We start from the raw sequence: 24,461 nt of genomic DNA on the forward strand, positions 1-24,461 counted from the left end.
ATGGTTGAGGTTCGCATCACCGGCGCCGACCAGCTTGCCAAACTGGCGAAACGCCTCAAGGCCGCCGGAGACGACGGCAAGAAGCTCCGCAAGGAACTGCTGAAGGCCATCCGTGCCGGCGCGAAGCCAGCGCTGGCCGACACTCGGCGCGCTGTGAGGACCATCCCCGTCACCGGGTCGCGTGGAGGCGGCCGGAAGGCGCGTGAGGAGCACCAGTTCGAGCGCTCCCGCGGTGACGAGGACCGGCGCCGGGCACGGGCGCGAAAGGGTGCGGGGTTGCGGGACAGCGTGGCCCGGTCGCTGCGCCTAGTCGTCAAGACCGGAAGCAAAACCCCGCTCGTGCGCATCGAGGTGGACGCCTCCAAAATGCCGCCCGACCAGCGCACCCTGCCGAAGCATCTCGACGCGGTGAAGGGCTGGCGGCACCCCACGTTCGGCCGCGACCCGTGGGTGCACCAGCAGGGACGGCCCTGGTTCAGGGTCACGATCAAACGGCACGCGCCCGCGGTGCGTGCCCGCATCCTCAAGGCGATGGACGACATCGCCGACAAGATCGAAGGATAAGCATGCCGAAGATCAATATTGCGGGTGAGTCGACCGAGTTCGACCTCGACCACATGCCACTGCACGAGGGCATCGCCCTGCAGAAAGCGACCGGCTGGCGGATGAAAGAGCTCGGCGAGGCGTGCGCCACCGGCGACCTGGTCGCGGTGGCCGCCCTGGTGTGGCTGGGGCTTCGGCGTATGGGCAAGGACGTGTCGTTCGCCGACATCACCGACGGCGTCCACCCGATCGACATCTCCACCATCACGATCGACATGGAGGAGGAGCCGCCCCCTCCTTCAAACGGCGAGGCGAAGACCTCGCCAGCAAACGTCTGAGATATCTGGCGCACTTCGCCTACCACTTCGGGTTCAAGCCGTGGGAGATCGACCGGCTGGCCGAAGCCGAGTTCGAACTGCTGTGTAAGGCGATCGACGACCTGAACAAGCAGGCGAAAGCCTGACCTCGGGGAGGTGCTCGTGGCCTCCTCCATGTCGTTCGACATTTTCGCCCGCGACCACGCAAGCAAGGTATTCGACAAGGTCGGCGACAACGCCGAACGGCTCGGCCGCCGCGTCGAGGGGGCAGGCTCGTCCACGGGCGGGCTGACATCCAACCTGCGCAACCTGGACGGCGCGGCAAGCGGGCTCGGCGGCACGTTCGCCCGTCTCGGCGGCGAGATGGCCAGCGTCGCGGGGTCCGCCGCAATGCTCGTCGGCAAGGCGGGCGTTGCGGCGAGCGCGCTGGCCACCGTCGGCGCGGCCGCCGCCTCCTCGGCCGGGTTCCTGGTGTCGCTGGCCGCCGAGCTGGCGCCACTGTCGGGGCTGCTGGCGGCGCTGCCCGGTGCGGCACTGATGGCCGCGTCCGCGTTCGGCGTGTGGAAGATCGCCACAGCAGGCCTGAACGACGTCATGTCCAAGGCCCTGTCCGGTGACTATGAGGCGTTCCAGGGCGCGCTGCTCGACCTGGGTACTGCCGGGCAGGCGTTCGCCCGCCAGTTCTGGGAGGTGGCCCAGTCCCTGCGCGGCTTTCAGCAGCAGGTGCAGGGCATGTTCCTGGCGCAGCTCACCGGCCACCTGGACGAATGGTTGCAAGGCGTCCTGCGCCTACAGCCGGCCGTCGCGGAGTTGGCCGCGCGGATGGGCGTCCTGGTGCGCAACGTCCTCGACTTCGCCACGTCAGAGCGCACCATCCTGCAGCTCGACGCCGTCCTCGGCAACACCACGCGGATGGTGGACGCGCTGCGCGACGCCCTGCAGCCGCTGCTGCGCGGCTTCATGGATCTCGGCACCATCGGCTCGTTCTGGCTCGCGGACATGTCCGGCGGGCTCACCAGCGTGCTCACCAAGTTCGGCGAGTGGATGAGCAAGGTCGCGCAGTCCGGCCAGGCGTGGCAGTGGATGGACAACGCGCTCGTCCTCCTCAAGGCGCTCGGGTCGATCGCGCTGGACGTCGGCAAGATCCTCACCGGGGTGCTGGGGGCGGCGCAGAAGGCCGGCACAGGCGCGCTCGGCGTGATCGGCCAGCTGGTCGACATGTTCGCGACGTGGGTCAACTCGGCGCAGGGCCAGCAGGTGCTTGTCACCGTGTTCACCGCGCTGAACGACGTCGGCAAGGCGCTGCTGCCGGTCATCACCGCGCTGGCCGGCGCGCTCGCCGGCATCGCCCCCACGGTGGCCCGGCTGGCGCAGACGGTCGGCCCGATCCTGGCGCAGGCGATCGACGCGCTCGGGCCCGCGCTGGCGGAGATAGGTCCCGGCATCATCGCCCTGGTCCGCGGCATCGGGTCCGGCATCCAGGCGATCGCGCCGGTGCTGGGCCAGTTCGCGGCCGGGGTGCGGGCCACGTTCGCCAAGCTCGAACCCTTGTTCGCCGCTGTGGGCGAGGGCGTCGCCAAGCTGATGCCTGGCATCCAGGTGTTCATCCAGTACGCCGCGGACGGCTTCGCCAAGCTCGCCCCCGCGCTGGCGCCACTCGGTGCCGCGCTCGGCGGGGTCCTGGCCGCGCTTGCCCCGCTGCTGCCCGTCATCGGCGAGCTGGCCGCGCTGATCGTCACCAGTCTGGCGTCCGGCATCGAGGCGATCCTGCCGTCGCTGCGCATCCTGGTGACGAACTTCGGTCAGGCGCTGCAGAACCTGATGCCGGTCATCCCGGCGCTCGTCTCCCTCGCCGCCACGATCATCACCGAGCTGGTGCCCGCGCTGGCGCCGCTGCTGCCGCAGATCGCCGAACTTGTCACCCGGCTGATCACCGGGCTGGTGCCGGCGCTGATGCCACTGATTCCGATCATCGCGGACATCGCGGCGGTGATCGGGCAGTCGTTCGTGTCTACGCTCGCGGTGCTGATCGACCGGGTGATCGAGCTACTGCCGGCGCTGTCCGAAACAGCGTTGATCATCGGTACGGCGCTGCTCGACGCGGTCACCCAGCTGGCGCCGTACATCCCCCAGCTCGTGCACGCCTTCACCGAGTTCCTGCCCGCACTGATCGGGCTGCTGCCGAGCCTGGCGGAGCTCGCGGTGGCGCTGCTGCCGCAGTTCCTCGACTCGGTCATGAAGATCGTGCCGCTGCTGCCCGACCTGATCGAGGCGATGGTCCACCTCAACCAGGTCATGTATCCCCTCATCCCCGTCATCACGCAACTGCTGGCGGAACTGGCACCGTACATTCCGACGTTCCTGCAATTGGCGGCGGTGATCGCCGAAGATCTGATTCCGCCGATCACCAGGTTCCTGGTGGTCGTCACGAAGACCGTCAGCGGCGTCATCGAGAAGTTCCTGGAGCTGTACAACCGCCTGGTCGGGCACAGCATCATCCCCGATTTGATCAACGGGATCGGCGACTGGATCGGCCGCCTGCCTGGCCTCTTCCTGGAGTGGGTGGGCCGCGCCAAGGACGCCGCGCTGCAGAAATTCGGCGAGCTCGTCAGCGAGGTCGGGCAAATCCCGGGGCGGATCGTCGGTGCGCTCGGCGACGTCGGCGGCATGCTGTTCTCCAGCGGCCAGTCCATCATCCAGGGCCTGATCAACGGCCTGTACAGCATGCTGCAGAACGCCTACAATGCCGCGGCCGACATCCTCGGCCAGATCCGCAACCTGTTCCCGTTCAGCCCAGCCAAGGAAGGTCCGTTCAGCGGCCGCGGCTGGACGTTGTTCGCCGGCCAGTCGATGGCGCAGGGCCTGGCTGAGGGCCTCGCCAAGGGCGAGAACATGGTGGCCAAGGCCGCGTCCGGCCTGATGGGCGCCGCGTCGATGTCGCTCACTCCGTCCGTTCAGGTCGGCCCGGGGGCGTCGCTGCCGCTCACTCCGCAGGGTGGCGCGTTGACGATCAACCTGTATTTCAGTGGTCAGCCACTCATCGCTCGTGACGAGATCTATCGCATGATGATCGCAGCTCTCAACGAGGCCAAGGGCCGCGGGTTCAACCTCGGCAACCTGGGGGTGAGCACGTGACCGTCATGCCCACCGTCTGGTGCGAGATCGCGTTCACCAAGGACGCCGGCGGGTTCAACCTGTGGCGGGACGTGACCGGGTACGTGGAGTGGGACCAGGGCGTCACCATCGCCCGGCGCCGCTCCCACGAGCTGGACGAGGTGCAGCCCGGCACGCTCAGCCTGACGCTGGACAACAGCGACGGCCGCTTCACGGCGGGCAGGACGAGTTCGCCGTACTACCCGAACGTGACCTTGAACAGGCCGATCCGGATCAGGGCGCGCTGGCCGAACAGCGTGAACCTGCTGCTGGAGAAGCAGGGCCGCGCGTCCGACGTGACGCTGTTCTCCGCGTCGCAGGGCTCGCTCGCGAACGAGGCGAGCATCGTCCCGGCCGGGCAGACGACCTCGATCCGGTGGAGCCCCGGCACGCTGGCGAGCACCGGCCAGAACATGCGCGCCGGCTCCACAGACATCGCCACGGCCACCGACCGGGCGATGCCGGTGGTCGAGGGTGCGACGTACGCGTTCTCCGCGATGGTGCGGCGGGACGCCTCCGTTACGGTCAGCGTCAGCGCGCGGATCCGCTGGTACAACGCCGGCGGGGTGTTCCTGACGCAGACGGCCGGGACGGCGGTCGGGCTGACCACGAGTTTCCAGGCGGTGACCTGCGTGGCCACCGCGCCGGCGGGCGCGGTGTGGGCGCGGGTGGCGATCGCCAACACGACCACCACGGCGTCGGCGGTCATCATCTACGCTGGCGCGTGGCAGTTCGAGCGGGCAGCCTCAGTGACGGCCTGGGCGGCACCGGGCGTCGAATACCACCGGTTCACCGGATTTGTGGACCGGTGGCCGCACCAGTGGAGCAACGGCGTACTGGGCCTTGCCTCCATCACCGCCACAGACAGGCAGAAACTGCTCGGCCGCGACAAGATCCGGGCGGCCTTGTCGCAGGAGATCCTCGGGTCCAATCCGCTCGTCTACTACCCGCTCAGCGAGCCGCAAGGGTCCACGCAGGGCGGGAACCTGGCCTCGACGCCGCAGCCCGACATGCTGGCCCAGCAGTCAGGCATCGGCGGCACATACGCCTTCGGCGAGGCGGGTGGACCCGATGAGTCCACCGGCGTGCTCTTGACCCCCGTAGACATCAACAACGGCCAACTGCTGGTGTCGTCGCTCACCACCCCGTTGGGCGGAGTGGCAGGGATCTCGGTGGCCGTGTGGGTGAACTTCGGGCCAACCCCGCAGACCGGCCAGAACCGCCTGATCTTCGTGGATAACGGCACGGACACGACCCACTTCCGGATCAACTATGCGCCCTCGACCAACTCCCTGAGCGTGGGCGTTCGCCTGCCCGGCGGGAGCACCGCCGGGTCAACCACGTCATTCAACCTCGACAACAACGAACTCCACCTGGTCGTGGCGACCGCCCAGCTCGTCGCGGGCACCGTGCAGATCCGCTGCTACATCGACGGCGTGATGGGCATCAACACCTCGCCCGCCATGACCGGCACCACCTGGCCTGCGCTCACGCGCATCCGGGTCGGCGGCCTGCCCGGCAGCGCACTCGACCCTCCCGAGATGATGAGCGGCCTGGTCAGCAACGTGTGCGCGTGGAACAGCGTGCTGACCCAGGCGCAGGCGCAGGCCCTGTCGGACGCCCGGGACGGGTTCGCCGGCGAACTGTCCGGCGCGCGGGCGGCCCGCATCGCGGGCTGGGCCGGCATCACTGACACGGCGTTCGATGCCGGGTCGTCGCTGATGGACCGCCATCCGGCCGGAGAGCAGGCGCTGCTGGCCGCCTTCAAGCAGATCGCCTTCAGCGAGGCGGGCCTGTTCTTCATCTCCGGCGACGGCTACGCCGTGCTGCACGGCCGCGACCGCCGCCAGTTCCCGCCCGCCGTGTCCATCACGCTGTCGGCTGACCAGCTCGGCGTCGACCTGCAGTTCACCATGGACGACCAGTTGCTGGCGAACGACGTCTCGGTGTCACGGTCGGGCCGCACCGTCACCCGGGTGGTCGACCAGGCCAGTATCGACGCGCATGAGGGCACGTACGCCATCTCGATCGACACGCTGCTGTACAGCGACGTGGAGGCGCTCGACCGGGCCTCCTACACGCTCTACACCTATGGCAACCCGCAGCCGCGCGCCGGGCAGATCAGCGTGGACGCCCACTCGCTCGGCACCGTGTGGGGCATGATGCTCGGCTCCGACATTGGCGACCGCATGGAGATCACCAGCCTTCCCTCCGAGGCTCCCTCCAGCACGCTGGAGTTGTGGTGTGAGGGCGTCGCCGATGTCATCACCGACTCGACCTGGCGCTTCGTCCTGGACACGTCCCCGTTCCGGGACGCCCCCGTCTTCATCTTGGACGACCCCGAGTTCGGCACCTTGGACAACAACTACCTGGGATGGTGATCGCCGTGGCGGTTCGTTCCCTCCTGCGCTTTGTCGAGCAGGCGATCCCCTCCCGGGCACCCATCCGGACCTGGGAAGCGTACTGGGAGCACATCGAGGCACAGCGGCGCGGCCGGCCGGTCCCGAGGCCGACCGGCCACAATCCGGACGTGATCGCTCACGCGCGCGTGGACGACGGCCGATGGATCGCCGACTGTCCGTGGGGGTGCGGGGCCGCGTTCAACCTCCCGCAGGGAACGGACCGGTTCTGGTGCACAGAGTGCGCCGGTGGCGGCTACGGCCACACCGCGGTCCTCGTCTGGCCCGACTCGATGACAGTGCTGGCCAGGAACCTGGAGACGCTGCCCACGATGCTGCAGTTCTGGCCGTGCGCGGCCTGCCGCCCGCACTGGGCGCAGGGGCGAGCAGTGTGCGACACCTGCCAGGGCGTGCAGGGCGGTGAGATCTGAGTGGCCATGCTTCCGTCGCCGCGCACGTGGACCGTCGGCGAGTTGTTGACGGCGAGCAAGCTGAACACCGACCTGCGGGACGGGCTCAACTTTCTGCTCGCCCCACCGCTCGCCATGCTGGTGAAGAGCGGAACCCAGAGCATCCCCAACAACACCGCCACCGCCGTGACCTGGGAAACGGAGCAGATCGACCGAGACGGCGGCCACAGCACCTCAAGTCAGACCAGCCGCTACGTGTGTCAGACCACAGGCTGGTACCAGATCGTCGGCACTGTCCGTTGGACGAACCTCGTCACCGGAGGCGAGCTTCGGGCTGCGCAGTTCCGCAAGAACGGTTCCAGTTACCTGCCGGGCTCATCGAACGCGACGAAATCCGGTGCCACCTCGGTGTACACCGTGCAAGTGGTGACGACCCTCGTACAGCTCGTCGTGTCCGACTATGTTGAACTCATCGTCCAGCAGGACAGCGGCGGGGCTATGAACGTGCTGGACACGTGGAACAGTGGTCCCGATACGAACATGTGCGTCCGGTGGGTGTCGGCGTAGCCGGAATCAGTACCCAGGCGGCGGCTGCTGAACGTGCTGGTACGGCTGCTGATACTGCGGCCCCGACTGGTAGTGCTGGCCGTACGGGTCTTGCGGCTGCTGCGGGTAGCCCATGCGTGCTCCTGATCGTTGGGGCGGCCGGGATGGGACGTTCCAAGCATGCGCCTGGTTGACCTTGCGCGGGTGGCCACATCCGGACACCCGCAGCCTCTTGACGTGCCGCCGCGCTGCTGAGGGTGCGGGCGCGGCGGCACCACCAACCGCCGTCGAGCACAGGAGGGGGACGTGTGCCCGACTCGCCCACCCCGTGGGAGCTGCACCGCACCATGGAGGCGCTACGCCACAGCATGGAAGCCGGGTTCGCCAGCCTCAACGCCCGCCTCGACAGGGTCGTCTCCAGCGAGCTGTTCGCCGCCTACCAGCAGCACGTGCAGAAGGAGTTCGACGACCACGAACGCGAGCTGGCAGCGATCAAAGCCGAGCGGGAGGCGGACAAGAAGGAGCGCGACGCCGAGCGGGCGCAGCGCGCCACCGACCGGCGCATGGCCGCGATCGCCGTATTCACCAGCATCATCGCGCCGCTGGTCATCCTGCTCATCAGCGTGTGGCTGAACAGCGGGAGAACGTGATGGGCCGCCACAACGACGACGGCCTGCACTTCGACGACCTGGTCGAGGAGCCCGTCGAGGAGGAGCCGCGGCGGCCTCACATCTGGCCGCTGCCGCTGCTGATCGCCGTCGTGTTCACGGCCGTGCTCGGCGCGCTCATGGTGCAGATCAACGGGCTCGCCGAGCGGGTCCGGCAGGCCGAATCGGACCGCACCGTCCTCACCGAGCAAGTAAAGAAGCTGGGCGGGGTGCCGCTGGTGTCACCGAGCCCAGGCCCGCCTGGTGAGCGCGGCGACGCCGGCCCGCGCGGGCTGCAAGGTCCGCCCGGCCCAGCTGGCCCGACAGGACCTCGCGGTGCGGCCGGCCAGCCGGGCAGGGACGGTTCCCCCGGGCCCAGCGGCCCGCCCGGCATGCAAGGGCCGAAGGGCGATCCCGGAGAGCAGGGCGCCCGCGGCGAGCCGGGAGAAACGGTTACAGGCCCGCCAGATCCTGCCGGTGAGCGCGGCCCTCAGGGCGAACCTGGCCCGCGCGGCGAGGCCGGGCCGCCGCCTTCGGGCTGGACGTTCACGTACGCCGGCGTCACCTACACCTGCACGCCCGCCGAGTCGGGCTCGACGACGTACACCTGCACGCCGGGAGGCTGACATGCAGTTCGTGAACCGCGCCGACTTCGGGTGGGGCCCCTCCGGCGCCTCCTACGCGAAGCCGACCCGCGGCCTGGTCATCCACTACGACGGCTCCGACCAGGGCCTCGCCGACAAGCCGCACTCCGCCTGCGTCGCCTACTGGAAGAACACCCGGCGCTTCCACACGGGGACGTCCCGGCAGTGGGTGGACATCGGCTACAGCTTCGGTGCGTGCCCGCACGGGTTCGTGTTCGAGGGCCGCGGCCTGAACAAGTCGCAGGCGGCGCAGCCGACAGGCAACACCACCTACTACTCGTGCACCCTCATGTCCGGTCCCGGCGAGAAGCCCACCCCGGCGCAGATCGAGGCGGTGCGCGAGCTGCGTGCCTGGCTGATGTCGAAGGGTGTCGGCGGCCTGGTGAAGGGCCACCGCGACTTCTACAGCACGTCGTGCCCGGGCGACGACCTGTACCGGCTCGTCAAGGACGGCACGTTCAGCAAGCCACCGACCAGCGCCACCGGCGCCGAGGAGGACGACGACATGGCCAGCCCGAAGGACGTGTGGAACCACGAGATCAAGGTCCCGTGGGGGACGAAGGACAACCCCGAGTGGCAGGCCGACTCGCTGCTGGTCGAGGTCAACAAGAAGGTGCGCGACCTGGAGGCGAAGGTCGACGCGTTGACGGACGCCGTGCAGGCGCTCACCGACCGGTGAGCGACGGCCTGACCGCCCGCTGGTGGCGGCTCCTCACCGTCGAGGATCCGCCGACGGCACCTGAAGACTCCCGGCCGGAGCGGCCGGGCACCCCCGAGTAGGAGCAACCTCATGCTCAAGCGCATCCTCGCGGCCGTAGCGGTCGCGCTCATCGCCGCGGCGACGGCCGGCCCGAGCACGTCGGCCGCCGCGGCGGACATCCCCGGCCTGCGCATCGGCACGATCGGCTACAACGCGTACGGCGCGGACGTCGCCTCCAACAGGAACGCCGAGTACGTCGACGTGGTCAACGACGGCACCGCCGCGGTGCCGGTAGCCGGGCTGCTCGTGCAGGACTCGTGGGCGCGCGGCAACAACCGTACGTCCCGATGCAACACAACCATGCTGGCCGCGGGCGCTCTGCCGGTCGCCGCCGGGCAGCCGGCCGACATGCTGCCCTCCGGCGACACGCTGCGCATCTACATGGGCGCTGGCACGGCCGCGGTGGACGGCACCCTGCACAAGGTGTTCCGGGACATGCCGACCCGGTGCGGGCTGAACGGCCACACCCTGAACAACGGCGCGGGCGCGAACCGCTGGGCGCCGTGGGACACCGTGTGGGTGACGCTCGGCGGCGTGTCCGAGTCGAAGTCGTACAACTTCTCCCGCGGCTACGTAGCCAACTAGGGGGCCGGAATGACCACCCACCACACCACCACCCCGAACAACGAACTGACCGGCGAGCCTGCGCTGCTGCTCGGTTTCGTCTCCAGCGCCGTCCAGGTCGTGGCCGCGTTCTTCCTGCCGTGGCCGGATGAGACGGTCGCCATCATCAACGCGGCGATCGCGGCCGGGTTCGGCGTCTGGGTCGCGGTGTCGACGCGCGCGATCGACAACGGCGGCTCCATCAAGGGCGCGATTCTGGGAGCCGCTCAGGCTCTGATCAACCTGGCGATGGTGTTCGGCTGGCACTTGACCGACAAGCAGACGTCGGCGCTCATCCTGCTGGTGACGATGGGGTGCGCGCTGTTCATACGCCAGACCTCGAAGCCGAAGCCTGAGCCGGGAGTGCACCGAACCCCGACGGTCACGTCCCTGTAGTCATCCCGCGCCAGATTGCCCACCTGGCGCGGGATCCCCTCTCGCGGTTACGCTGTCGGTCCCGACAGCCCGTAGCGAGGGATACGGAAGCCCGCTCTGCCTCTTCGGAGGCGGGGCGGGCTTTTCGTCATGTCCGGCTACCGGTCCTCGTACATGAGCCGTACGGCCTCGCTCAGGTCCCTCGGGGGCCGCTCGGCCTCTTCGATGTGGTCTACCAGGGCGGCCCTCAGCCGCGCCGTCGCCACGATCTCGTCACCCTCGCGCTGATCCATCCGCTCATGCTGCCGGAGACGGCCTACCGGCGGGCGCGGAATGGCAGGACTTCGACGAGGTCGGCCAAGTCGACCCACCGTTCGATCCCTGCGATGTCGTGCGCGTAGGCGAGGTGGTAGCGGCGCCCGTTGAGCTTCTGGGTGACGCGGTAGAGGGGCGACCGGTTGAGCACGATGACGTCGATCTCGATGCCGTCAGGTCCGCGCCACGTTGCCACGCACGCACTGTAAGAGAAACAGGACGAAAACACATAATGTGGACATGGAGACGCCCGGCCGTGGGGAAGCGGCCGGGCGTCGATCTATGTGAACCGGGCGTGGCCGGCTGCGCCGCACAACCACGCCCGGAGCTCAGTCGCCCATCCACAGCAGGTGCTTGTCCTGCCCGCCGATCACCACCGCGGCGCCGCGGTCCTCGGCCGTGAGCGTCTTCTGGTTCGACTCCGGCACCAGATTCACGCCCGGCCGCCGCTCCAGCTCTCGCAGCACGTCGTCCACCAGGTGTCGGGGGCCGTCCACCTGCGACCGTAGCTCGGTGAGACTCACCCACGCGCCGGGCCTGGGTGCGAGCCGCGTGTAGGCGGCGCGGATCTGCGCCTCCACGCCGGCGGCAGCACCGGGGGCGTCCTCGATCAGAATGATGACCCAGCGGCCGCGCTCGTCCTTGCGCCCGGCAACCCCGTGCTCGCGGATCTTTCCGTTCGCCAGCCACTTGTACAGGGTGCCGACGGAGACGCCCAGGTCGCGGGCGGCCGACGCGGCGGTCTGCGTGGGGATGTCGCTCACAGCACTGCTCCTCGCCGGGCTGTCCAGCGCTGCGGCTCTGCGTGCGCGGCATCGCCTCTGGCGTTCGGCCTGCGCCTCCCGGCTGCTGGAGTGGCCTCCGGGGCAGCGGCGCCCGCCCTGCTCTAGGGACCGGCACATGTCACGTCCCCTCACCACACCCACGTCCGTGCACTGGACTCGCCGTCCCTCGGCAGCAGGCGGCCAGGGCGGGCGCCTGCCAGCCGGACCACGTACGCGATGACAGCGACGGCGACGCCAGCAGCCACGATCCCCACGCCGATCAGCAGCACCGCCGCGAGCGGCCCGATCGCCAGGGTGTTCCCCGCCGAGAAGACCACGGCGGCAAACACAGCACAACCTCTCACCGAAACCACCTGATCCGATCTATGGGTTGACGTAGTTGAGCACCCGGCGGGCACGCTCGACGAGCTGATCCGCGTGCGGCAGCCGCACCTGCTGGCCCGGGGCGGGAGGACGGCCAGGGCCGACGCCGAGCGCCGTCGTCAACGCCTCCAGCACCTGGATGCGCAGGTCCGACATGTCGTCGGCGGCGATGAACCGGCGGATCGTTTCGCAGCGCTGCAACACCTCGGTCACATCCGCGGGCGCCGGAGTGATCCGCATCGCGATCTCGTAGGCCGCCAGGCGGCGGGCAGGAACCATCAGGGAACCGTCCTTTCACGTGGTGGCCGGGACGCGGCCGTCAACGAGCGGCAGGAAACGTCCGTCGTCGGTGGGCAGCACGCGGACGTGCGCGGCGAGGTGCCGCAGTGTGGCGTCCAACTGGGGCATCGTCAGCCCGCCCGCCTGCAGCGTGGTGGTGGCCTTCAGCAGTTCGGCGTAGTCGAGCACGCGGCCCGCCTCCACCAGCAGCCGGTGCACACCGTCGGCGTGCCGGGCGGCGTCCACATCGCTGGTGCGCTTCGGCGGCTGCCCGGGGTTGTCGGGGTTGGCGTCGAACTCCAGCCCCGCCCGCACAGTGAACTCGTCCAGCACGCCGGCCGCCTCCTGCAGGGCGATCCCATACGGATCCCGGGGGATCATCGAGCGCCACATCGCCTGGCGGCGGTCGATGCCGACGATGTAGCCAAGCCCCTTGGTGTGGTTGCCGGACGGGCTGAAATGCTCCGGCAGTTTGCTCGGGTCGTTCTGCATGCCGAGCATGTTCTGCGACACGCTGTCGCCGGTCCGGAACGAGATGACGTCGCCGTTGGAGCGCAGCATGGAGCGAATCGACTGCTTCTTCAGCTCCTCCACCGACGGCAACTGGGTGACCAGCACCAGCCGGCCACCCGCCTTGCGCCACGTCTTCGCGCCCGCGGCGATCAGCTCGGCGGCGTCGTCGCCCACCTCCTCGCTCTCGAACAGCAGCGGCGCCTCCTCCACGATGACCTGCATCATCGGGAACGCCTCGTGCGGGACGAGGTGGGTCCAGCCGCGTCGCGGCCGCCCCTGCTCGTCCACCCACTCGATGCCGGCGAACAGCTCGGCGCGGCGCTTCATCTGCCAGTCCAGGCGGCGCAGCTCGTAGAAACCCTCCTCGACGCCGCGCGCGGTCCGGTACACGCGGCCGTTCCAGTCCGGCTGCGACTGGCCGCCCTGCGCGTCGATGAGGAAGTTGACGCCGCGCCGATCGACGTGCACGCGGGCGATCAGCCCCTCGACGAACCGGGACTTGCCCGACCCCGACCCGCCGGCGATGAGCGCGAACCGGACGCCGCCTTCTTGCGTCCAGTTCTGGACGCGGGTGGGGTTCATGTCGCCGAAGAACCCGACCAGCGAGATGCCGCGCTCGTCGATGCCGGTGTCGTGGTCTTCCATGAAACGCACCTGGTCGAGGTTCTCCACGGTGCGCAGCACGGTGATCTGCGCCTCGTTCTCGTTGCGTTCCGGGGTGGCCTCGATCGACACCTGGTCGCGGCTCACCCCGAACGCGGATGCGATCTTCACGAGCTGGCCGGTAAACGTGTCCAGGTCGTGCGTTCCCGGCACGCCGTGGATGCGCGCGGTCCACCCGCCCGGCACGGTCGCGGGGGCGCCCAGCGTGGTGCCGTCGAGCGGCTTGCCCTTCACGGCGACCCGCCGCAGCCACACCGTCTGCTCCGGGCGCAGCGACACCTCCCGCCCGGCCTCGGGCGGCTGCTCGTGGCCGGGTCGCAGGGACGTGTGGTTGCGGTGCCAGTACGGGATCGCGAAGCCGACCCCGGCCAGCCACAGCGTGAGCGCGTGCCACCCGAACGGGCCGAACACGTTCGCCGCCACCATCCACAGCCAGCCGAGCCCGGCCATCGGATACGACGCCCTGCGCAGGCCGATGACCGCCACGGCGCCGATCGTGGCGCCCAGCAGCGACACCGCCCACCCGTACGGCAGCCACGAGCACACCCACGCCCCCGCCTGCATGCCGGCCAGCCACACGATCGGGCGGACCATGCTGCGGCCCTGGTAGATGGTGCGCCGCCGGTCGCGCCGCCACTCCTTGCGGGCCTTGCGCAGCTCCCGCTGACGGGTGCGGGCCGCCTGTCTCCAGTCCTTGGCGCGCGACCGGCCGCCAAGGCGGCGCCGCGGCGTCATCTGCCGAGCCAGGAGCGGCGACAGCGCCTCCATCGGATCCTGGTCGCGGCGGGTTCGCGAACTGGCCATCGGGACACCTTCCGTCGAGGAGAAGACTCAAGGGGTGGTTCCGGCGGATGGGGCCCCCACCAGAACGCGGGCTGGTGGGGACGCGAACCGCTGGCGGCTACTGCTCGGCGTAGTGCTCGGTCCTGGCCACGTTCTGCGGGCCGACCGCGTTGATCGCCTCGGCGACGGCGCCGTGCGTGGACTGCACGTGCGAGTGCAGGGCGCTGCACTTGGCGGACATGGACGTGAACATCTCCTGCAGCTCGCGCAGCCCCTGGATGGTGGCGGCGTCGAGCTGGTCGGCCTGCAGTCCGGCGATGACCGTGTCGAGCTCGCCGGCGCCGCTGCCGAGCAGCTTGCCGACCCTGGCCAGGGCGCTCTTGAGCTGGGTGTGGCTGAGCTTGTCGCCGGCGCCCTGGATGAGCTGGCCTTCCATGGTGTCCTCCTGGGTGGGTTGGCCCGGCGCGGTCGTGGCGCCGGGAGTCTCGGCTCGCACCAGCCGCCACGGGCTCGCCCACGTGGGGTCCTCGTAGCTGGTGTCGATCGTGGAGTGGTGGCGGGGCCGCAGCAGTTTGCGGGCGGCCAGGCAGAACGGGCACAGCACCACGTAGACGCCGTCGATCCACACCCGCTCCACGGTGCAGAACTTGCGGGAGGTGCCGCACTGGTGGCAGTCGTCGGTGGGCGCGTCGCACGGCCGGTCCTGGTGCCGGCGACGGCCGTAGCATTCGGCGCACAGGGACTGTCCGAACTCCTCCCGCCGCACGGCTGTGCGCGACGGGCACGTCGCACAGTCGCCCGCGCCCGGCGGCAGATACGGAGAGTCGTCGTGCACGACGACCTCGCCCTGGCCTGCCGCGGCGATGCCTGCGCGGGGCTTCTCGCCGCCGCCCGGCTGCGCGTCGACGGACTCCCGGGCTGCGCGGGCCGCCTGGATGCCGCCCTGCACGGCGGCCCGCACCGTGCGGCCGCCCGCGAACGCCGCACACCCGGCCGCGTACGCGCCGCCGACCGCCCCCGTGGCCGCCCCGGCGGTGACCGCCGCGGCGCCGGACAGCCACCAGCGCAGGTTGAGCATGCCCGGGTCGCGGGTCGTGCCGTCCACGCGCACCACCGGGCGGCGCAGATACGCCTGCATCTCCTGGTAGCGGCGCCGCGACACCTCCCAGCCGTGCAGCGCCTCCCGGCGGGCCTGGTCCCGGCCCGCCTGCCACGCCCCGTCGGCGACGGCGCGGGCAGCCGGGCTTTTGTAGATGGCGGCGGTGGCTCCGCCCGCGACGAGCAGCGACAGCAGCAGAAAGACCTCCATGTCAGCCGCCCTGCTTGCCGAACACGGTGGTGATGGCGCTGTCGACGGCGGCGCCGCCCTTGTCGGCGCCCTGCCGGAACGCCTGCCCGGCCGCGCCGCCGATGCCGATCCACAGCAGCGACGGCAGCAGCAGCCCCAGGATCGGGGTCAGCCACCGCTTCGGGGTGCCCAGCTTCGGGTGCACCTGGCAGACGAACACGATGGCGGCGATCACGGCGGCGCCGCCGGCGATGCCGATGCCCCACACGTCCGCCCCGGTCAGCCCGGCCAGCCAGCCCTTGACGCCGGCGGCGATGCCGAACCCGGCCAGCAGGGCGAGCAGGCACACGATCCGCAGGAGTTTGCGGACGAACTGCAGGCCGAGCGCGATACAGGCGATGAAGATGCCCGTTCCGAGCAGCATGGAGATCTCCTTCCAGTCAGGTGCCGAAGACGGCGATGCACACGTAGGCGATGGCGGCGACAGCGGCGGAGACGAACAGGCGCAGCGGCCGCTGGTGCAGGTAGATGGCCGGATACAGGATCACCGCGAGGGGCAGCACGACGACGATCCGGTAGGCGCGGCCGAGCAGGATCAGCACCGGCGCGTCCACGGGCGCCCACCGGGCGTCGCGGGTTTCCTGCCACAGCTGGGCGAGGCTGGGCAGCCGGTCGTGCAGGACGCTGTCGGCGTCGGTGAACACGACATTGACGGAGCGGCCGGCACCGGCCAGCCAGCCGCGCGCCGCGCGCCGCAGCGCGTTCGGCGGCTTACGCGCGGCCGGTGCTGGCGCCGGGTCTGGCTGGGGCTGCTGCGGGTCGCCGCGCAGCGGGACCACGGGCGCCAGCGGTTCTTCCGCCGCCGTGAACGGGTTGGTGAGTTTCGGCTCCATGTCACCTCCTGCTCGGGTCGGCGTCCCGGGCGAACGCCATGAACTGCTCGGCCAGGCTCCGCCGCGCCGTCTCGGCTTTGGCGGGGCTGTGGTCGTCGAGCCGCGCCAGCGCGGCCAACAGCGCGTTCCATGCGGCATCCAGCGCCTGGGCGCCGCTCTGGGCGGACCGCACCTGGTTCTCGTGCCAGGCGGCACGGCGGGCGGCTTTCGTCTCGCGCTGCCTCATCGCGGCCGCCCGCAGGTCTCGCGCACGCGTACGCGCGCGTACCTGCTAGTGCTAGCTAGCGCTAGTGGGCGTCTAGGCCCCCGGATCTGGGGGTCCGCGGCGACGCGCACGGCCTCGACGAGGCGCCGCGACGCGGCTTGAATGAGGTGCGTGACCTTCCCGGCGCTGCGAGGAGAGGACCCCGGTTGGCCGGCTTCGCAAAGTGGTGGACGCGTCTTTTCCGGCAGAACGGCGCGATGGAACGCCCGAGACGAATCAGCGATCTGGGGTTCCTGGACGTAGCCGGTGAACACCTTCTGCATGACGGCCATCGGGTCGACGTGGTCGAGGGCGCGCTCAGCGGCCACGAACGATGGCTGGCCTCGTTCGAATATCTGCGCAAGACCGTCAAGAACGCCGGCCGGTTGGCGAAGGAGGTCGGCGACGACAACCTGGCCAAGTTGCTGGATCAGCGTTGCGAGTGGCTGGCCGGGCAGACGCTGCGGGCGGTCAGCGACATCGAGACGGAGCTGCGCGCGCGGGGCTACCACGAGCCGGGCTGACGGCCGCTGAGACGTCGATCCGCTCACGCGGCCTCGCCTCCCGGGACGTGTCCGTTCACCGATCCGGCCCCGGCCAGGACGGGCACCGGAGCGGGGGCGGCGGCCCGTCCAGCGGTGTGAGCCGGCGTCTCCTCAGCGGCCTCGGTCTCCCGCTCGCGCTCCACATCGGCGATCACGTAGGACACCTGTCGCTCGCTGATCCCGTAGTCGGCGGCGAGCCGCTTCCGGGTCGGCTTGATCCCGTTGTCGAGCAGTAGCCGTACGGCCTTCGCCGCGTACTCCTTGCGCTCCTCGCGCTCCGCCTCCGGGTCGGCCGGGACACCGCCTGCCGGGTGTCCCGTACCGCTCTGCGGACCGACCTCGGTGGCGGCGGGGGTGGCGATCGTGCGCGCGGCGCCGTCGAGCGCCTCCGGGAACAGGTGTCGGAACACGTGCATCAGGATGTGGCTGCCGAACGCGATCGACCCGACGAGCTGGCCGGCGATGAGACCCACCACCCAGCCTTCCAGGGACGTGACGAGTTCGCCGTTGACCATGACGAAGGTGCCGAGTCCGTGCAGGTGGTTGACCACATAGCTCGTGATCGTGAACAGGACGACGACGGTCAGGCAGTACAGGCGGGGCCCGAACTTGTGCCGCAGCACGACGGCCCCGACGAGCGCGAGAACGATCAGCCCGTCGGGGGCGAACGGGTACAGGAAGGCGCCTGTCGCGTCGAAGTGGGCGGCGCGAGCCGCGTCCGACTGGGAGGTCCACGACCCCCGGAACGCGACCGCGATCACGGCGGCGAGGAGGACGGCCAATACGACGGCGGTGCGGCGGGCCACCGACGTCTGGGACACCGTCGCGGGGGTGTCCCGAACCTCCACCGGCGCCGCGGCGGTGACCGTCTCGGCAGCCAGCGCAGGCGGCTCCGGCGCGACGGTGCCGGCCGCCCGGCGGCGCCTGAACGGGTTCCACCGGCCGGGCGCCGGGACACCCTCGGACGGGTGGCCGGCGGCCTCGTACGGCGGAGCCTCCGGAAGCGTCTCGATCATGTCTATCGTCTCCATCGTTCTCGTCTGTGGGGCGCTGGGTCTGGCGTTCTGTGAGCCGCCCGGATCACCTCCGGACGGCCGGACAGAGCGTCAGCGTCAGAAGCCGCCGGGCGGCGCGTCGATCACGGAGGCGCCGGGCAGGAACACCAAGTCGTGGAACCCGAACTCGCCACCCGCCGCTCGCCCGGAGACGCGGCCGTACACCTCGTTCGGGTCGGCCGGGATCCTGGCCTGCTCACACAGGCCGGGCAGTATCGCCCGGGCGACGTCGGCGGCGTTCGCGTACGTGGCGTCGAAGGTGGCGCTGGCAAGCGGTTGGCCGTCGTCGCTGCCGTCGTCGGATTCGACAGGGCGCAGCAACTCCAGCCGGAACTCGTACATCTCGGCGGCGGGCGTCTCCCATGCGCGCCGCGCCGCCCGGCGGCGGCGCCACTGCCACCAGCGCGGCCGGTCGAACACGTCGGCGACCTCACGCACGGCGTCGGCCAGCGAGTCGCCCGCGTCCACGGCGGCGGCCGTGTGCTCGGCCAGCGTCTCCTGTACCGAGGTCACGGCCAGGGCCACGTTCGCCACCGTTGTCGGCATCGCGGCCAGCGTGCGCAGCGACTGGGCGATGTCGGCCAACTCGTCGCGTACGGCCAGCAGCGCGTGGCCCTGGCCAACCAGCGCATCGCGGATCGCCCCCGCTGCGTCCGAGTAGTTGTAGGTCTGAGCGCCCCCGCTGTGGTACGGGCGGTGGTCCGTCTTCCACGCCTTCCCGAGCAGGTCGTGCGCCTGCTTGACGCGGGCCTCGCGTTCGGCCTCGGCCGGCGTGGTGAACGGGTCGGTCGCCGTCACCGCGGCACCTCCTGCTGCTGGGCGCGCAGCGCGGCCAGTTCGGCGGCCACCGCGAGCAGCGCCTTGCCGACGCCGGCGACCGCGTACGTCATCGCCTCGGACGGCGCATGCCTGGCGTGCGAGACGGCCCGGTCGAGCAGTTCCGTCGCCTGGCCTGCGACCTCGGCGGCCTGGTCGGCGGTCGTCTGGGGGATGGTCATCGGTTCGAGCCCTTCTGCTGGGCGGACGGGATGGCGCAGCACCACAGGACGCCGGTGCCGCACGGGCACAGCCGGGCGACCCCGGCCAGGCGCAGGTTGTCGAGCATGTGCCACGCGTCCGTCCTGGACATGTGCAGCCGTTCGGCGGCCGCGGCGGTGGTGACGCCGGCGGCGAGCAGCGGCGCCAGCGCGGCCTGCACGTCGTCGGGGACGGGGGGGATCGTCGCGGTGCTCACGCCGTCACCCCGGCCAGCCAGCGGTCCAACGCCGCGTCCGCGATCGGGATCTCGCCGCCGAGCGGCAGCATGCGCAGCGTCTCGTCGACGAACGCCTCCAGCGGCGCCCGCTCGGTATAGAACTCGACGCCGTCGGCGGTGAGCGGCAGCGTCACGCTGATGTAGCCGGAATCGACAATGTGCGGCTCCACCCGCACCGCGCCCTCACCGGCCGGCTCCTCCAGGCCGTCGATGAGCAGAGCCCGGCTGAACGGGATGAACACCGAGATGTGGCCGTTGCGGCTGCCGGGGTGGACGAGCAGCCGATCGTTGGTGACCGTGTCCGGGGCGCGCAGCGGCAGGATGAGTTCGACGGCGAACGGGTTGTCGCGCCGGTAGATGAGGGTGGCGTCGTGCGGCTGGTCGCCGTGCGCGGCCGCGTTCCACAGGGTGACCCGCCGCCGGATGATCGTCTTCATTGGGTTGCCTCCGCGAGCGCTTCGGCCGGGTAGTGGCCGGCGACGTCACGGAACGCCTGCGCCGCCCCGTACTCGGAGACGTCGTCGTGGCGGGTGGCCCGGTCGAGCAGGAGGGCGCGGCTGGCGCCGTTGGTGGCCAGCATCTCGGCCTCGTGGTGGGCGGTCGCGTACCTCATCGGGTCACCGCCGCGAGCATGCTCGGCGGCATCTCGACGCCGCGGGCGCGGGCCACCTGGATGGACAGCGCGAGCATCAGCTGTTCGGCCTCGTCCACCGTGGCGCCCTCCAGGGTGAGGTCGCCGATGTCGAAGCGCACGCCCAGGACGGGGTCGGAGGCGATGGAGACGGGGATGCGTCCGCCACCGTCGATCGACTCGCTCTCGCACGTGCCGAAGTCGCCCGGAGTGCTGTGGGCGTGATTGGCGCACCACGGCTGGTGCTGCGGCTCAGGCTGACGCTGGCCGGGAACGATACGGAAGTGGGGGGTGCCGGAGCGATCTCCGGACATGGAATGATTACCCACAGGTCTCCTCCTGGTGAAGTCAGGATCGAGATCGAGGGCCCAGTCGGTGCGGCTAACACCGACTGGGCCCGTCGTGCTTCTGGGCCTCTCCTCTGTCAACGCGTGGCTACTAGTCCTGAGCGTCAACCCGCGTTAACGTGCTTACGTCATGGACGGTACCCACTACACCGGGTATCGTCAACAGGCGATAACGCAAATCTTGTCACCCCCCGTTAACACTCTGGGGCTGGAGACAGGAGGGAGGCAGCAGAGCCATGCGCGACCACGAAGTCGAGTCGATTCGGCAAATCAACGATCCTGTCGAAAGAGCCAAAGCTGTTGGGCGCGAGCAGAGCCGCCTGAGTGGCCTGATCGACGAACTCGCGGGCATCCGGCGTGAAGCAATCGACGAGATGCTTCGCGGAGGCATGAGCCAAGCGGATGTTGCTCGCGAACTGGGCGTAACACGCTCCAGGCTCAACAAGCTGGTGACGACTGGACCAGGACCGGAGCGAGCACTCCTGGTCCCAAAACCTAGAGCCGGAGCCTTGCTGACCTTGGCCGTCGTGGAGAAGCAAGAGAGCACCCACGCACGGCCGTCCGTCTTAGTGACAACCCGTGCAGCCGTAGCACAACTGGAGCGGCTTGCCGGGGAGATGGGCCTCGAAACTGAAGTGGCCATGGTCCGCGAAGGCATCGGCTACATCGACTTGAACCGCGACAACTTGGCTGTGCTCGTCGGGCCGCGCATCTCGCCGCTTATCGCCCAGGCCATCACGGCGGACCCTGTCATCAAGTGGCGACGGATCGCAGACACCGAGAACTGGCTGCTCACCAATGCCAGAGAGAACGTCGAATACCGATCCGACTTCGACGAGAGAGACGCCGCCAGCACCGACCCGCGCACCTGCTACGCCCACATTGGACGGATTCGGCGCCCCGATGGTGAAGGCTCTTTCTTGTACCTAGGAGGAGCCCATGGCCCTGGCACTGCCGGCGCCGTCGACTTCTTCATCCGAAACGTCGCCGACCTCTGGCAGCGAGCACACCGGAATCTCTGGTCGGCGGTAGTGAAGGTGACTGCATCGCCGGACGGCAAGAATCTCCTGGGCGCAGAGCTGGCCACCCCCATTTACGTCCACAAGCGCTGAGGAGCATCATGTACCTCGACACCAGGCCCGGCCGCGACGATCAATTGAACGAGGACTATGTCGGTGCCGCCGTCAATAGCACCTCCGCCCGCGCTGTGCTACTCGACGGCGCCGGAGGCCCTCGCGAACTCGCGACCGGCTGCCACCACGGCACGCCCTGGTACGTGAACCAGCTCGGCGACCACCTGATGTTCAACATGCGCAATCCCAGCACGGCACTGACGACCGCGCTGGCACAGGCCATCAACTCCGTCGCCGAGCTTCACTGTGTGTGGTGCGACCTCAACCACCCGGGCACCCCATCAAGCACCGTCGTCATGGTTCGGCACGTCAACGGCATCGTCGAGTACCTGGTGCTCGGCGACTCCACGTTCATCGCGGACGTGGACGGCAAAGTGGAGACCGTCTCAGACCGGCGAATCGAGAGCGTGGGCGCGGATCTCTGGCAAGCCATGGCCGTCCTGCCCACCGGTACGCCCGAGCACCAGGCGGCACGAATTCGGTTCGTCGAGAATCAGCGGCTCATGCGCAACAGACGAGCGGGTGGATATCCGATTGCCTCAAACGATCCCGAGGCGGCATACGACGCCCTTACAGGGTCATATAGGACAGAAGATGTGCGTCGGGTTGCACTGCTGTCGGACGGAGCGACCCGCTTTGTGGAGTTTGGACTCGGGTCGTTCATGGACGCGCTCGACATCCTCGGTTCTGCGGCCCCTGAGCGACTGTTCGATCGTGTGCGAGCAGCGGAGGCCAGCGATCCTGATGGGGAACTCTGGCCACGAGCAAAACGACGCGACGACATCGCCGCCGCTTACTTGCCTATCCGGGCGGACCTCTCAGCCTGAACCTGGCGGCTGTCATGGGCCCCGTTCTACGAGCCGGTACAGAAGTACCTCGACAGCCGCCTAACGTGAGGGTGTCTCGAACACATGATCGCGCCCGTGTCAAGACGGCTACCCATCAGATGACCTGCTGTGACCTGGTTCAACGGTAACAAGCTATCCGCAGAGCTATAACGCCGTCACTTTTAGCGTTGATTCACGCTTGTGAACGCGCAGGTCAGAGAGCCGATGCAAATATGAGGCCCCTTCAAGCCCTCATATGCAAATTCTGTGATCTCTACGCAGAGTAATCCCCCCTGGACACGGCATTACGGGCCCGCTTAATCTCACCAAGCGTCAGGAGCCGGGGGGTACCTGCGCAAGGGCGAAACTCCGACCCTGGGGGCGCAGTGGGCAGCGACCAGCAGAGAGCCATCTGGCAGATGATCGGCTCCCGCCTGCGCCACCTCCGCCTCCAGCGCAACCTCCGCCAAGACGCCGCCGCCGCAGCCGTCGACGGATCCGTCTCGAAGATCTCCCGCATGGAGCGCGGGCTCACCCCGCTGCAGCGCCAGGACCTGACCGACCTGCTCGCCCTGTACGGCGTCACCGACCCCGCCCAGCGCGAAGTGCTGATCAGCGTGGCCGTAGGCGAGCGAGACCCCGCCTGGTGGGACGACCACGACGTGCCCCTCGAGGAGACCGTGCTGTGGCATCACGAGCACGCCTCCGACCTGATCCGCACCTTTGACCCGCTCCAGCTGCCCGACCTGCTGCAAACCGAGGAGTACGCGCGGGCGGCGACGCTGGCCCGCCACTACCCCGCCCCCCTGACGGACGCCACCGAGAACGCGGTCAAGAACGTGCTGCGCCGCCAAGACGCACGCACCGCACGCCTGTGGGCCGTCATCGACGAGCCCGTCCTGTGGCGGCCGATCGCCGGCGACCTCGCCATGCACCTGCGGCAGCTCGACGCGCTCATCGCCGCCACCGAGGCACGCGACATCACCGTGCAGATCCTGCCGGGCGACTCGCCGTTCCAGCCCTGCAGCGCACCGTTCACGATCTTCCGGGTGCCGGGGAAGCGGCAGACCCTCGCCATCCGCCACTACACCAGCGACGTCATCGACCTGGTCGCCATGGAGCGCTACGGCTTGCTGTGGGACCAGCTCATCGGCGTCGCCCACTGCCGAGACGACACCCCGCACCATCTCGCCCGCATCCGCCGCACCCTAGGAGAACATCGGTGACCAGCACCTTCGACGCTTCGCTGCCGTCAGCGTCACGCATCTACGACTACCTGCTCGGCGGCACCGACCACTACGAGTGCGACCGCCAGGCCGGCGACGCGTTCGTGGCCGCGGTGCCGAACGCGCGCAACGCCGCCAGAGCCACCCGCGGTTTCGCGCTGCGGGCCGCCCGATACGCGGCCGAGCAGGGCTACGACCAGATCCTCGACGTCGGCGCCGGCATCCCGACCACGCCGAACGTGCACCAGGTCGTGCACGAGGTCAACCCCCGCGCCGGGGTCGTCTACGTCGACAACGACCCGGTCGCGATCGCCAAGGGCAAGGCGCTGCGCGACGAGGACGGCGTCATCACCGTCAACGGGGACCTGCGCGACCCGGCCAGCTTCCTGCTGCACCCGCACGTGCGCGGCATGCTCGACTTCAACCGGCCGATAGCCGTGCTGACCGTGGCGGTGTGGCATTTCATCCGCGACGACGACACGGTCGCCCGCGCGCACGCCGAACTGCGCGACGGGCTGCCGGCGGGCAGCATGCTCGCGCTCTCGCACGGCTGCACCGACTACCTGTCGCCTGCCATGGTCGAGGCGGCCGAGAAGCTGTACGGGCAGACCAGCAACCCGATGAAGGCCCGCACCACCGGCGAGATCATGCGGCTGTTCGACGGTTTCGACCTGGTCGAGCCGGGCCTGGTTCCGCTGCACGAGTGGCACCCGAGGGAGGGCGACCCGTACCCGGAGGAGTCGGCGGAGGCGCTGGCCGCGGTTGGGGTGCTGCGCCCGTGACGGAATCGGATCACAATGAAACATGACGGCGCGCATCGTGATGACCGCATGACGTGAGCGTTGCGTGCGCTGTGGGGGCGAGGGGCGAAACGCGAGAACAGCAAGGAACGACGGCAGAACCTGCGCGGCGGGCGCAG

The 24,461-nt window shown here is 69.6% G+C and carries 33 protein-coding genes; 16 read left to right on the top strand and 17 right to left on the bottom strand.

The features are described 5' to 3' along the window. From LCN96_RS37545 to LCN96_RS37595, 11 genes are all read left to right on the top strand, one after another. Complete coding sequence (locus tag LCN96_RS37545; RefSeq protein ID WP_225267176.1) at window positions 1–564, top strand: hypothetical protein; 564 nt, start codon at window positions 1–3, stop codon at window positions 562–564. Window positions 565–566: 2 nt separating this feature from the next. Beyond that, entirely contained in the window at window positions 567–881 is a 315-nt protein-coding gene (locus tag LCN96_RS37550; RefSeq protein ID WP_225267177.1) for a hypothetical protein, read from the top strand. A gap of 141 nt (window positions 882–1,022) precedes the next feature. Further along, a complete protein-coding gene (locus LCN96_RS37555) occupies window positions 1,023–3,995 on the top strand; it encodes a phage tail protein (RefSeq protein WP_225267178.1) in 2,973 nt (990 codons plus the stop codon). Beyond that, window positions 3,992–6,394: a hypothetical protein gene (locus LCN96_RS37560; protein ID WP_225267179.1), complete on the top strand. Its 2,403-nt coding sequence runs from the start codon at window positions 3,992–3,994 to the stop codon at window positions 6,392–6,394. Before LCN96_RS37555 ends, LCN96_RS37560 begins: the two co-directional genes overlap by 4 nt. Before the next feature lie 149 nt (window positions 6,395–6,543). Further along, the gene (locus tag LCN96_RS37565; RefSeq protein ID WP_225267180.1) at window positions 6,544–6,843 is read left to right on the top strand and encodes a hypothetical protein; all 300 of its coding nucleotides are present in this window, start codon (window positions 6,544–6,546) and stop codon (window positions 6,841–6,843) included. Next, complete coding sequence (locus LCN96_RS37570; RefSeq protein ID WP_225267181.1) at window positions 6,844–7,389, top strand: hypothetical protein; 546 nt, start codon at window positions 6,844–6,846, stop codon at window positions 7,387–7,389. Window positions 7,390–7,676: 287 nt separating this feature from the next. Beyond that, the gene (locus LCN96_RS37575) at window positions 7,677–8,018 is read left to right on the top strand and encodes a hypothetical protein (protein ID WP_225267182.1); all 342 of its coding nucleotides are present in this window, start codon (window positions 7,677–7,679) and stop codon (window positions 8,016–8,018) included. Then, window positions 7,994–8,641 carry a collagen-like protein gene (locus LCN96_RS37580; RefSeq protein ID WP_225267183.1) on the top strand — a complete coding sequence of 216 codons (648 nt, stop codon included), beginning with the start codon at window positions 7,994–7,996 and terminating at the stop codon, window positions 8,639–8,641. Before LCN96_RS37575 ends, LCN96_RS37580 begins: the two co-directional genes overlap by 25 nt. Window position 8,642: 1 nt before the next feature. After that, entirely contained in the window at window positions 8,643–9,338 is a 696-nt protein-coding gene (locus LCN96_RS37585; protein WP_225267184.1) for a peptidoglycan recognition protein family protein, read from the top strand. Window positions 9,339–9,449: 111 nt separating this feature from the next. Then, window positions 9,450–10,004: a hypothetical protein gene (locus LCN96_RS37590; protein WP_225267185.1), complete on the top strand. Its 555-nt coding sequence runs from the start codon at window positions 9,450–9,452 to the stop codon at window positions 10,002–10,004. 9 nt (window positions 10,005–10,013) lie between these two features. Next, window positions 10,014–10,418 (top strand): hypothetical protein, encoded by a 405-nt coding sequence (locus LCN96_RS37595; RefSeq protein WP_225267186.1) that lies wholly within the window; start codon window positions 10,014–10,016, stop codon window positions 10,416–10,418. Between the two features lie 137 nt (window positions 10,419–10,555). Here LCN96_RS37595 and LCN96_RS56875 read toward each other — a convergent pair whose 3' ends face one another. The 10 genes from LCN96_RS56875 to LCN96_RS37640 form a co-directional block, all read right to left on the bottom strand. Beyond that, a complete protein-coding gene (locus LCN96_RS56875; protein ID WP_263657370.1) occupies window positions 10,556–10,690 on the bottom strand; it encodes a hypothetical protein in 135 nt (44 codons plus the stop codon). Window positions 10,691–10,713: 23 nt separating this feature from the next. After that, on the bottom strand, window positions 10,714–10,908 hold the full coding sequence (locus tag LCN96_RS37600) for a transposase (RefSeq protein WP_225267187.1): 195 nt from the start codon (window positions 10,906–10,908) through the stop codon (window positions 10,714–10,716). 133 nt (window positions 10,909–11,041) lie between these two features. After that, window positions 11,042–11,476 carry a MerR family transcriptional regulator gene (locus LCN96_RS37605; RefSeq protein ID WP_225267188.1) on the bottom strand — a complete coding sequence of 145 codons (435 nt, stop codon included), beginning with the start codon at window positions 11,474–11,476 and terminating at the stop codon, window positions 11,042–11,044. Between the two features lie 149 nt (window positions 11,477–11,625). After that, window positions 11,626–11,826, bottom strand: a complete 201-nt coding sequence (locus LCN96_RS37610) for a hypothetical protein (RefSeq protein WP_225267189.1) — start codon at window positions 11,824–11,826, stop codon at window positions 11,626–11,628. Between the two features lie 34 nt (window positions 11,827–11,860). Next, the gene (locus LCN96_RS37615; RefSeq protein WP_225267190.1) at window positions 11,861–12,139 is read right to left on the bottom strand and encodes a hypothetical protein; all 279 of its coding nucleotides are present in this window, start codon (window positions 12,137–12,139) and stop codon (window positions 11,861–11,863) included. Window positions 12,140–12,154: 15 nt separating this feature from the next. Continuing rightward, the gene (locus LCN96_RS37620) at window positions 12,155–14,119 is read right to left on the bottom strand and encodes a P-loop NTPase family protein (RefSeq protein ID WP_225267191.1); all 1,965 of its coding nucleotides are present in this window, start codon (window positions 14,117–14,119) and stop codon (window positions 12,155–12,157) included. A 97-nt stretch (window positions 14,120–14,216) separates the two neighbouring features. Continuing rightward, window positions 14,217–15,407: a hypothetical protein gene (locus LCN96_RS37625; RefSeq protein ID WP_225267192.1), complete on the bottom strand. Its 1,191-nt coding sequence runs from the start codon at window positions 15,405–15,407 to the stop codon at window positions 14,217–14,219. A gap of 1 nt (window position 15,408) precedes the next feature. Then, window positions 15,409–15,810, bottom strand: coding sequence for a hypothetical protein (locus LCN96_RS37630; protein ID WP_225267193.1), 402 nt, complete (start codon window positions 15,808–15,810; stop codon window positions 15,409–15,411). A gap of 16 nt (window positions 15,811–15,826) precedes the next feature. After that, on the bottom strand, window positions 15,827–16,279 hold the full coding sequence (locus tag LCN96_RS37635; protein ID WP_225267194.1) for a hypothetical protein: 453 nt from the start codon (window positions 16,277–16,279) through the stop codon (window positions 15,827–15,829). Between the two features lies 1 nt (window position 16,280). Then, the gene (locus LCN96_RS37640) at window positions 16,281–16,505 is read right to left on the bottom strand and encodes a hypothetical protein (RefSeq protein WP_225267195.1); all 225 of its coding nucleotides are present in this window, start codon (window positions 16,503–16,505) and stop codon (window positions 16,281–16,283) included. Window positions 16,506–16,690: 185 nt separating this feature from the next. Here LCN96_RS37640 and LCN96_RS37645 point away from each other — a divergent pair, with 185 nt between their 5' ends. Beyond that, window positions 16,691–17,047 carry a hypothetical protein gene (locus LCN96_RS37645; protein ID WP_225267196.1) on the top strand — a complete coding sequence of 119 codons (357 nt, stop codon included), beginning with the start codon at window positions 16,691–16,693 and terminating at the stop codon, window positions 17,045–17,047. 23 nt (window positions 17,048–17,070) lie between these two features. Here LCN96_RS37645 and LCN96_RS37650 read toward each other — a convergent pair whose 3' ends face one another. The 7 genes from LCN96_RS37650 to LCN96_RS37680 form a co-directional block, all read right to left on the bottom strand. Next, complete coding sequence (locus tag LCN96_RS37650) at window positions 17,071–18,084, bottom strand: DUF2637 domain-containing protein (RefSeq protein WP_225267197.1); 1,014 nt, start codon at window positions 18,082–18,084, stop codon at window positions 17,071–17,073. 96 nt (window positions 18,085–18,180) lie between these two features. After that, entirely contained in the window at window positions 18,181–18,921 is a 741-nt protein-coding gene (locus tag LCN96_RS37655; RefSeq protein WP_225267198.1) for a hypothetical protein, read from the bottom strand. Further along, window positions 18,918–19,121, bottom strand: coding sequence for a hypothetical protein (locus LCN96_RS37660; protein WP_225267199.1), 204 nt, complete (start codon window positions 19,119–19,121; stop codon window positions 18,918–18,920). The genes LCN96_RS37655 and LCN96_RS37660 overlap by 4 nt, the downstream gene beginning before the upstream one ends. Then, window positions 19,118–19,357: a hypothetical protein gene (locus tag LCN96_RS37665; RefSeq protein WP_225267200.1), complete on the bottom strand. Its 240-nt coding sequence runs from the start codon at window positions 19,355–19,357 to the stop codon at window positions 19,118–19,120. Before LCN96_RS37665 ends, LCN96_RS37660 begins: the two co-directional genes overlap by 4 nt. Further along, window positions 19,354–19,815 (bottom strand): SsgA family sporulation/cell division regulator, encoded by a 462-nt coding sequence (locus tag LCN96_RS37670; protein ID WP_225267201.1) that lies wholly within the window; start codon window positions 19,813–19,815, stop codon window positions 19,354–19,356. The genes LCN96_RS37665 and LCN96_RS37670 overlap by 4 nt, the downstream gene beginning before the upstream one ends. After that, entirely contained in the window at window positions 19,812–19,991 is a 180-nt protein-coding gene (locus LCN96_RS37675) for a hypothetical protein (RefSeq protein WP_225267202.1), read from the bottom strand. Before LCN96_RS37675 ends, LCN96_RS37670 begins: the two co-directional genes overlap by 4 nt. Continuing rightward, window positions 19,988–20,323 (bottom strand): hypothetical protein, encoded by a 336-nt coding sequence (locus LCN96_RS37680; protein WP_225267203.1) that lies wholly within the window; start codon window positions 20,321–20,323, stop codon window positions 19,988–19,990. Before LCN96_RS37680 ends, LCN96_RS37675 begins: the two co-directional genes overlap by 4 nt. Window positions 20,324–20,592: 269 nt before the next feature. Here LCN96_RS37680 and LCN96_RS37685 point away from each other — a divergent pair, with 269 nt between their 5' ends. The 4 genes from LCN96_RS37685 (at window position 20,593) to LCN96_RS37700 (ending at window position 24,324) form a co-directional block, all read left to right on the top strand. Continuing rightward, on the top strand, window positions 20,593–21,468 hold the full coding sequence (locus LCN96_RS37685; protein ID WP_225267204.1) for a hypothetical protein: 876 nt from the start codon (window positions 20,593–20,595) through the stop codon (window positions 21,466–21,468). A gap of 8 nt (window positions 21,469–21,476) precedes the next feature. Continuing rightward, on the top strand, window positions 21,477–22,316 hold the full coding sequence (locus tag LCN96_RS37690) for a protein phosphatase 2C domain-containing protein (protein WP_225267205.1): 840 nt from the start codon (window positions 21,477–21,479) through the stop codon (window positions 22,314–22,316). Between the two features lie 419 nt (window positions 22,317–22,735). Further along, the gene (locus tag LCN96_RS37695) at window positions 22,736–23,542 is read left to right on the top strand and encodes a helix-turn-helix domain-containing protein (RefSeq protein ID WP_225267206.1); all 807 of its coding nucleotides are present in this window, start codon (window positions 22,736–22,738) and stop codon (window positions 23,540–23,542) included. Beyond that, complete coding sequence (locus LCN96_RS37700; RefSeq protein WP_225267207.1) at window positions 23,539–24,324, top strand: SAM-dependent methyltransferase; 786 nt, start codon at window positions 23,539–23,541, stop codon at window positions 24,322–24,324. The genes LCN96_RS37695 and LCN96_RS37700 overlap by 4 nt, the downstream gene beginning before the upstream one ends. The last annotated feature ends 137 nt before the right edge of the window (window positions 24,325–24,461 follow it).

This window comes from Nonomuraea gerenzanensis, assembly GCF_020215645.1.
Lineage (GTDB): Bacteria > Actinomycetota > Actinomycetes > Streptosporangiales > Streptosporangiaceae > Nonomuraea > Nonomuraea gerenzanensis.

Bases quoted from the DNA above. Each gene is read 5' to 3' on its own strand.
- LCN96_RS37690 (WP_225267205.1), top strand. From the start codon at position 21,477: ATGTACCTCGACACCAGGCCCGGCCGCGACGATCAATTGAACGAGGAC.
- LCN96_RS37595 (WP_225267186.1), top strand. From the start codon at position 10,014: ATGACCACCCACCACACCACCACCCCGAACAACGAACTGACCGGCGAG.
- LCN96_RS37620 (WP_225267191.1), bottom strand. From the start codon at position 14,119: ATGGCCAGTTCGCGAACCCGCCGCGACCAGGATCCGATGGAGGCGCTG.
- LCN96_RS37615 (WP_225267190.1), bottom strand. From the start codon at position 12,139: ATGGTTCCTGCCCGCCGCCTGGCGGCCTACGAGATCGCGATGCGGATC.
- LCN96_RS37670 (WP_225267201.1), bottom strand. From the start codon at position 19,815: ATGAAGACGATCATCCGGCGGCGGGTCACCCTGTGGAACGCGGCCGCG.
- LCN96_RS56875 (WP_263657370.1), bottom strand. From the start codon at position 10,690: ATGGATCAGCGCGAGGGTGACGAGATCGTGGCGACGGCGCGGCTGAGG.
- LCN96_RS37590 (WP_225267185.1), top strand. From the start codon at position 9,450: ATGCTCAAGCGCATCCTCGCGGCCGTAGCGGTCGCGCTCATCGCCGCG.
- LCN96_RS37675 (WP_225267202.1), bottom strand. From the start codon at position 19,991: ATGAGGTACGCGACCGCCCACCACGAGGCCGAGATGCTGGCCACCAAC.
- LCN96_RS37630 (WP_225267193.1), bottom strand. From the start codon at position 15,810: ATGCTGCTCGGAACGGGCATCTTCATCGCCTGTATCGCGCTCGGCCTG.
- LCN96_RS37635 (WP_225267194.1), bottom strand. From the start codon at position 16,279: ATGGAGCCGAAACTCACCAACCCGTTCACGGCGGCGGAAGAACCGCTG.
- LCN96_RS37650 (WP_225267197.1), bottom strand. From the start codon at position 18,084: ATGATCGAGACGCTTCCGGAGGCTCCGCCGTACGAGGCCGCCGGCCAC.
- LCN96_RS37640 (WP_225267195.1), bottom strand. From the start codon at position 16,505: ATGAGGCAGCGCGAGACGAAAGCCGCCCGCCGTGCCGCCTGGCACGAG.
- LCN96_RS37685 (WP_225267204.1), top strand. From the start codon at position 20,593: ATGCGCGACCACGAAGTCGAGTCGATTCGGCAAATCAACGATCCTGTC.
- LCN96_RS37585 (WP_225267184.1), top strand. From the start codon at position 8,643: ATGCAGTTCGTGAACCGCGCCGACTTCGGGTGGGGCCCCTCCGGCGCC.
- LCN96_RS37550 (WP_225267177.1), top strand. From the start codon at position 567: ATGCCGAAGATCAATATTGCGGGTGAGTCGACCGAGTTCGACCTCGAC.
- LCN96_RS37625 (WP_225267192.1), bottom strand. From the start codon at position 15,407: ATGGAGGTCTTTCTGCTGCTGTCGCTGCTCGTCGCGGGCGGAGCCACC.
- LCN96_RS37545 (WP_225267176.1), top strand. From the start codon at position 1: ATGGTTGAGGTTCGCATCACCGGCGCCGACCAGCTTGCCAAACTGGCG.
- LCN96_RS37660 (WP_225267199.1), bottom strand. From the start codon at position 19,121: ATGACCATCCCCCAGACGACCGCCGACCAGGCCGCCGAGGTCGCAGGC.
- LCN96_RS37680 (WP_225267203.1), bottom strand. From the start codon at position 20,323: ATGTCCGGAGATCGCTCCGGCACCCCCCACTTCCGTATCGTTCCCGGC.
- LCN96_RS37695 (WP_225267206.1), top strand. From the start codon at position 22,736: ATGATCGGCTCCCGCCTGCGCCACCTCCGCCTCCAGCGCAACCTCCGC.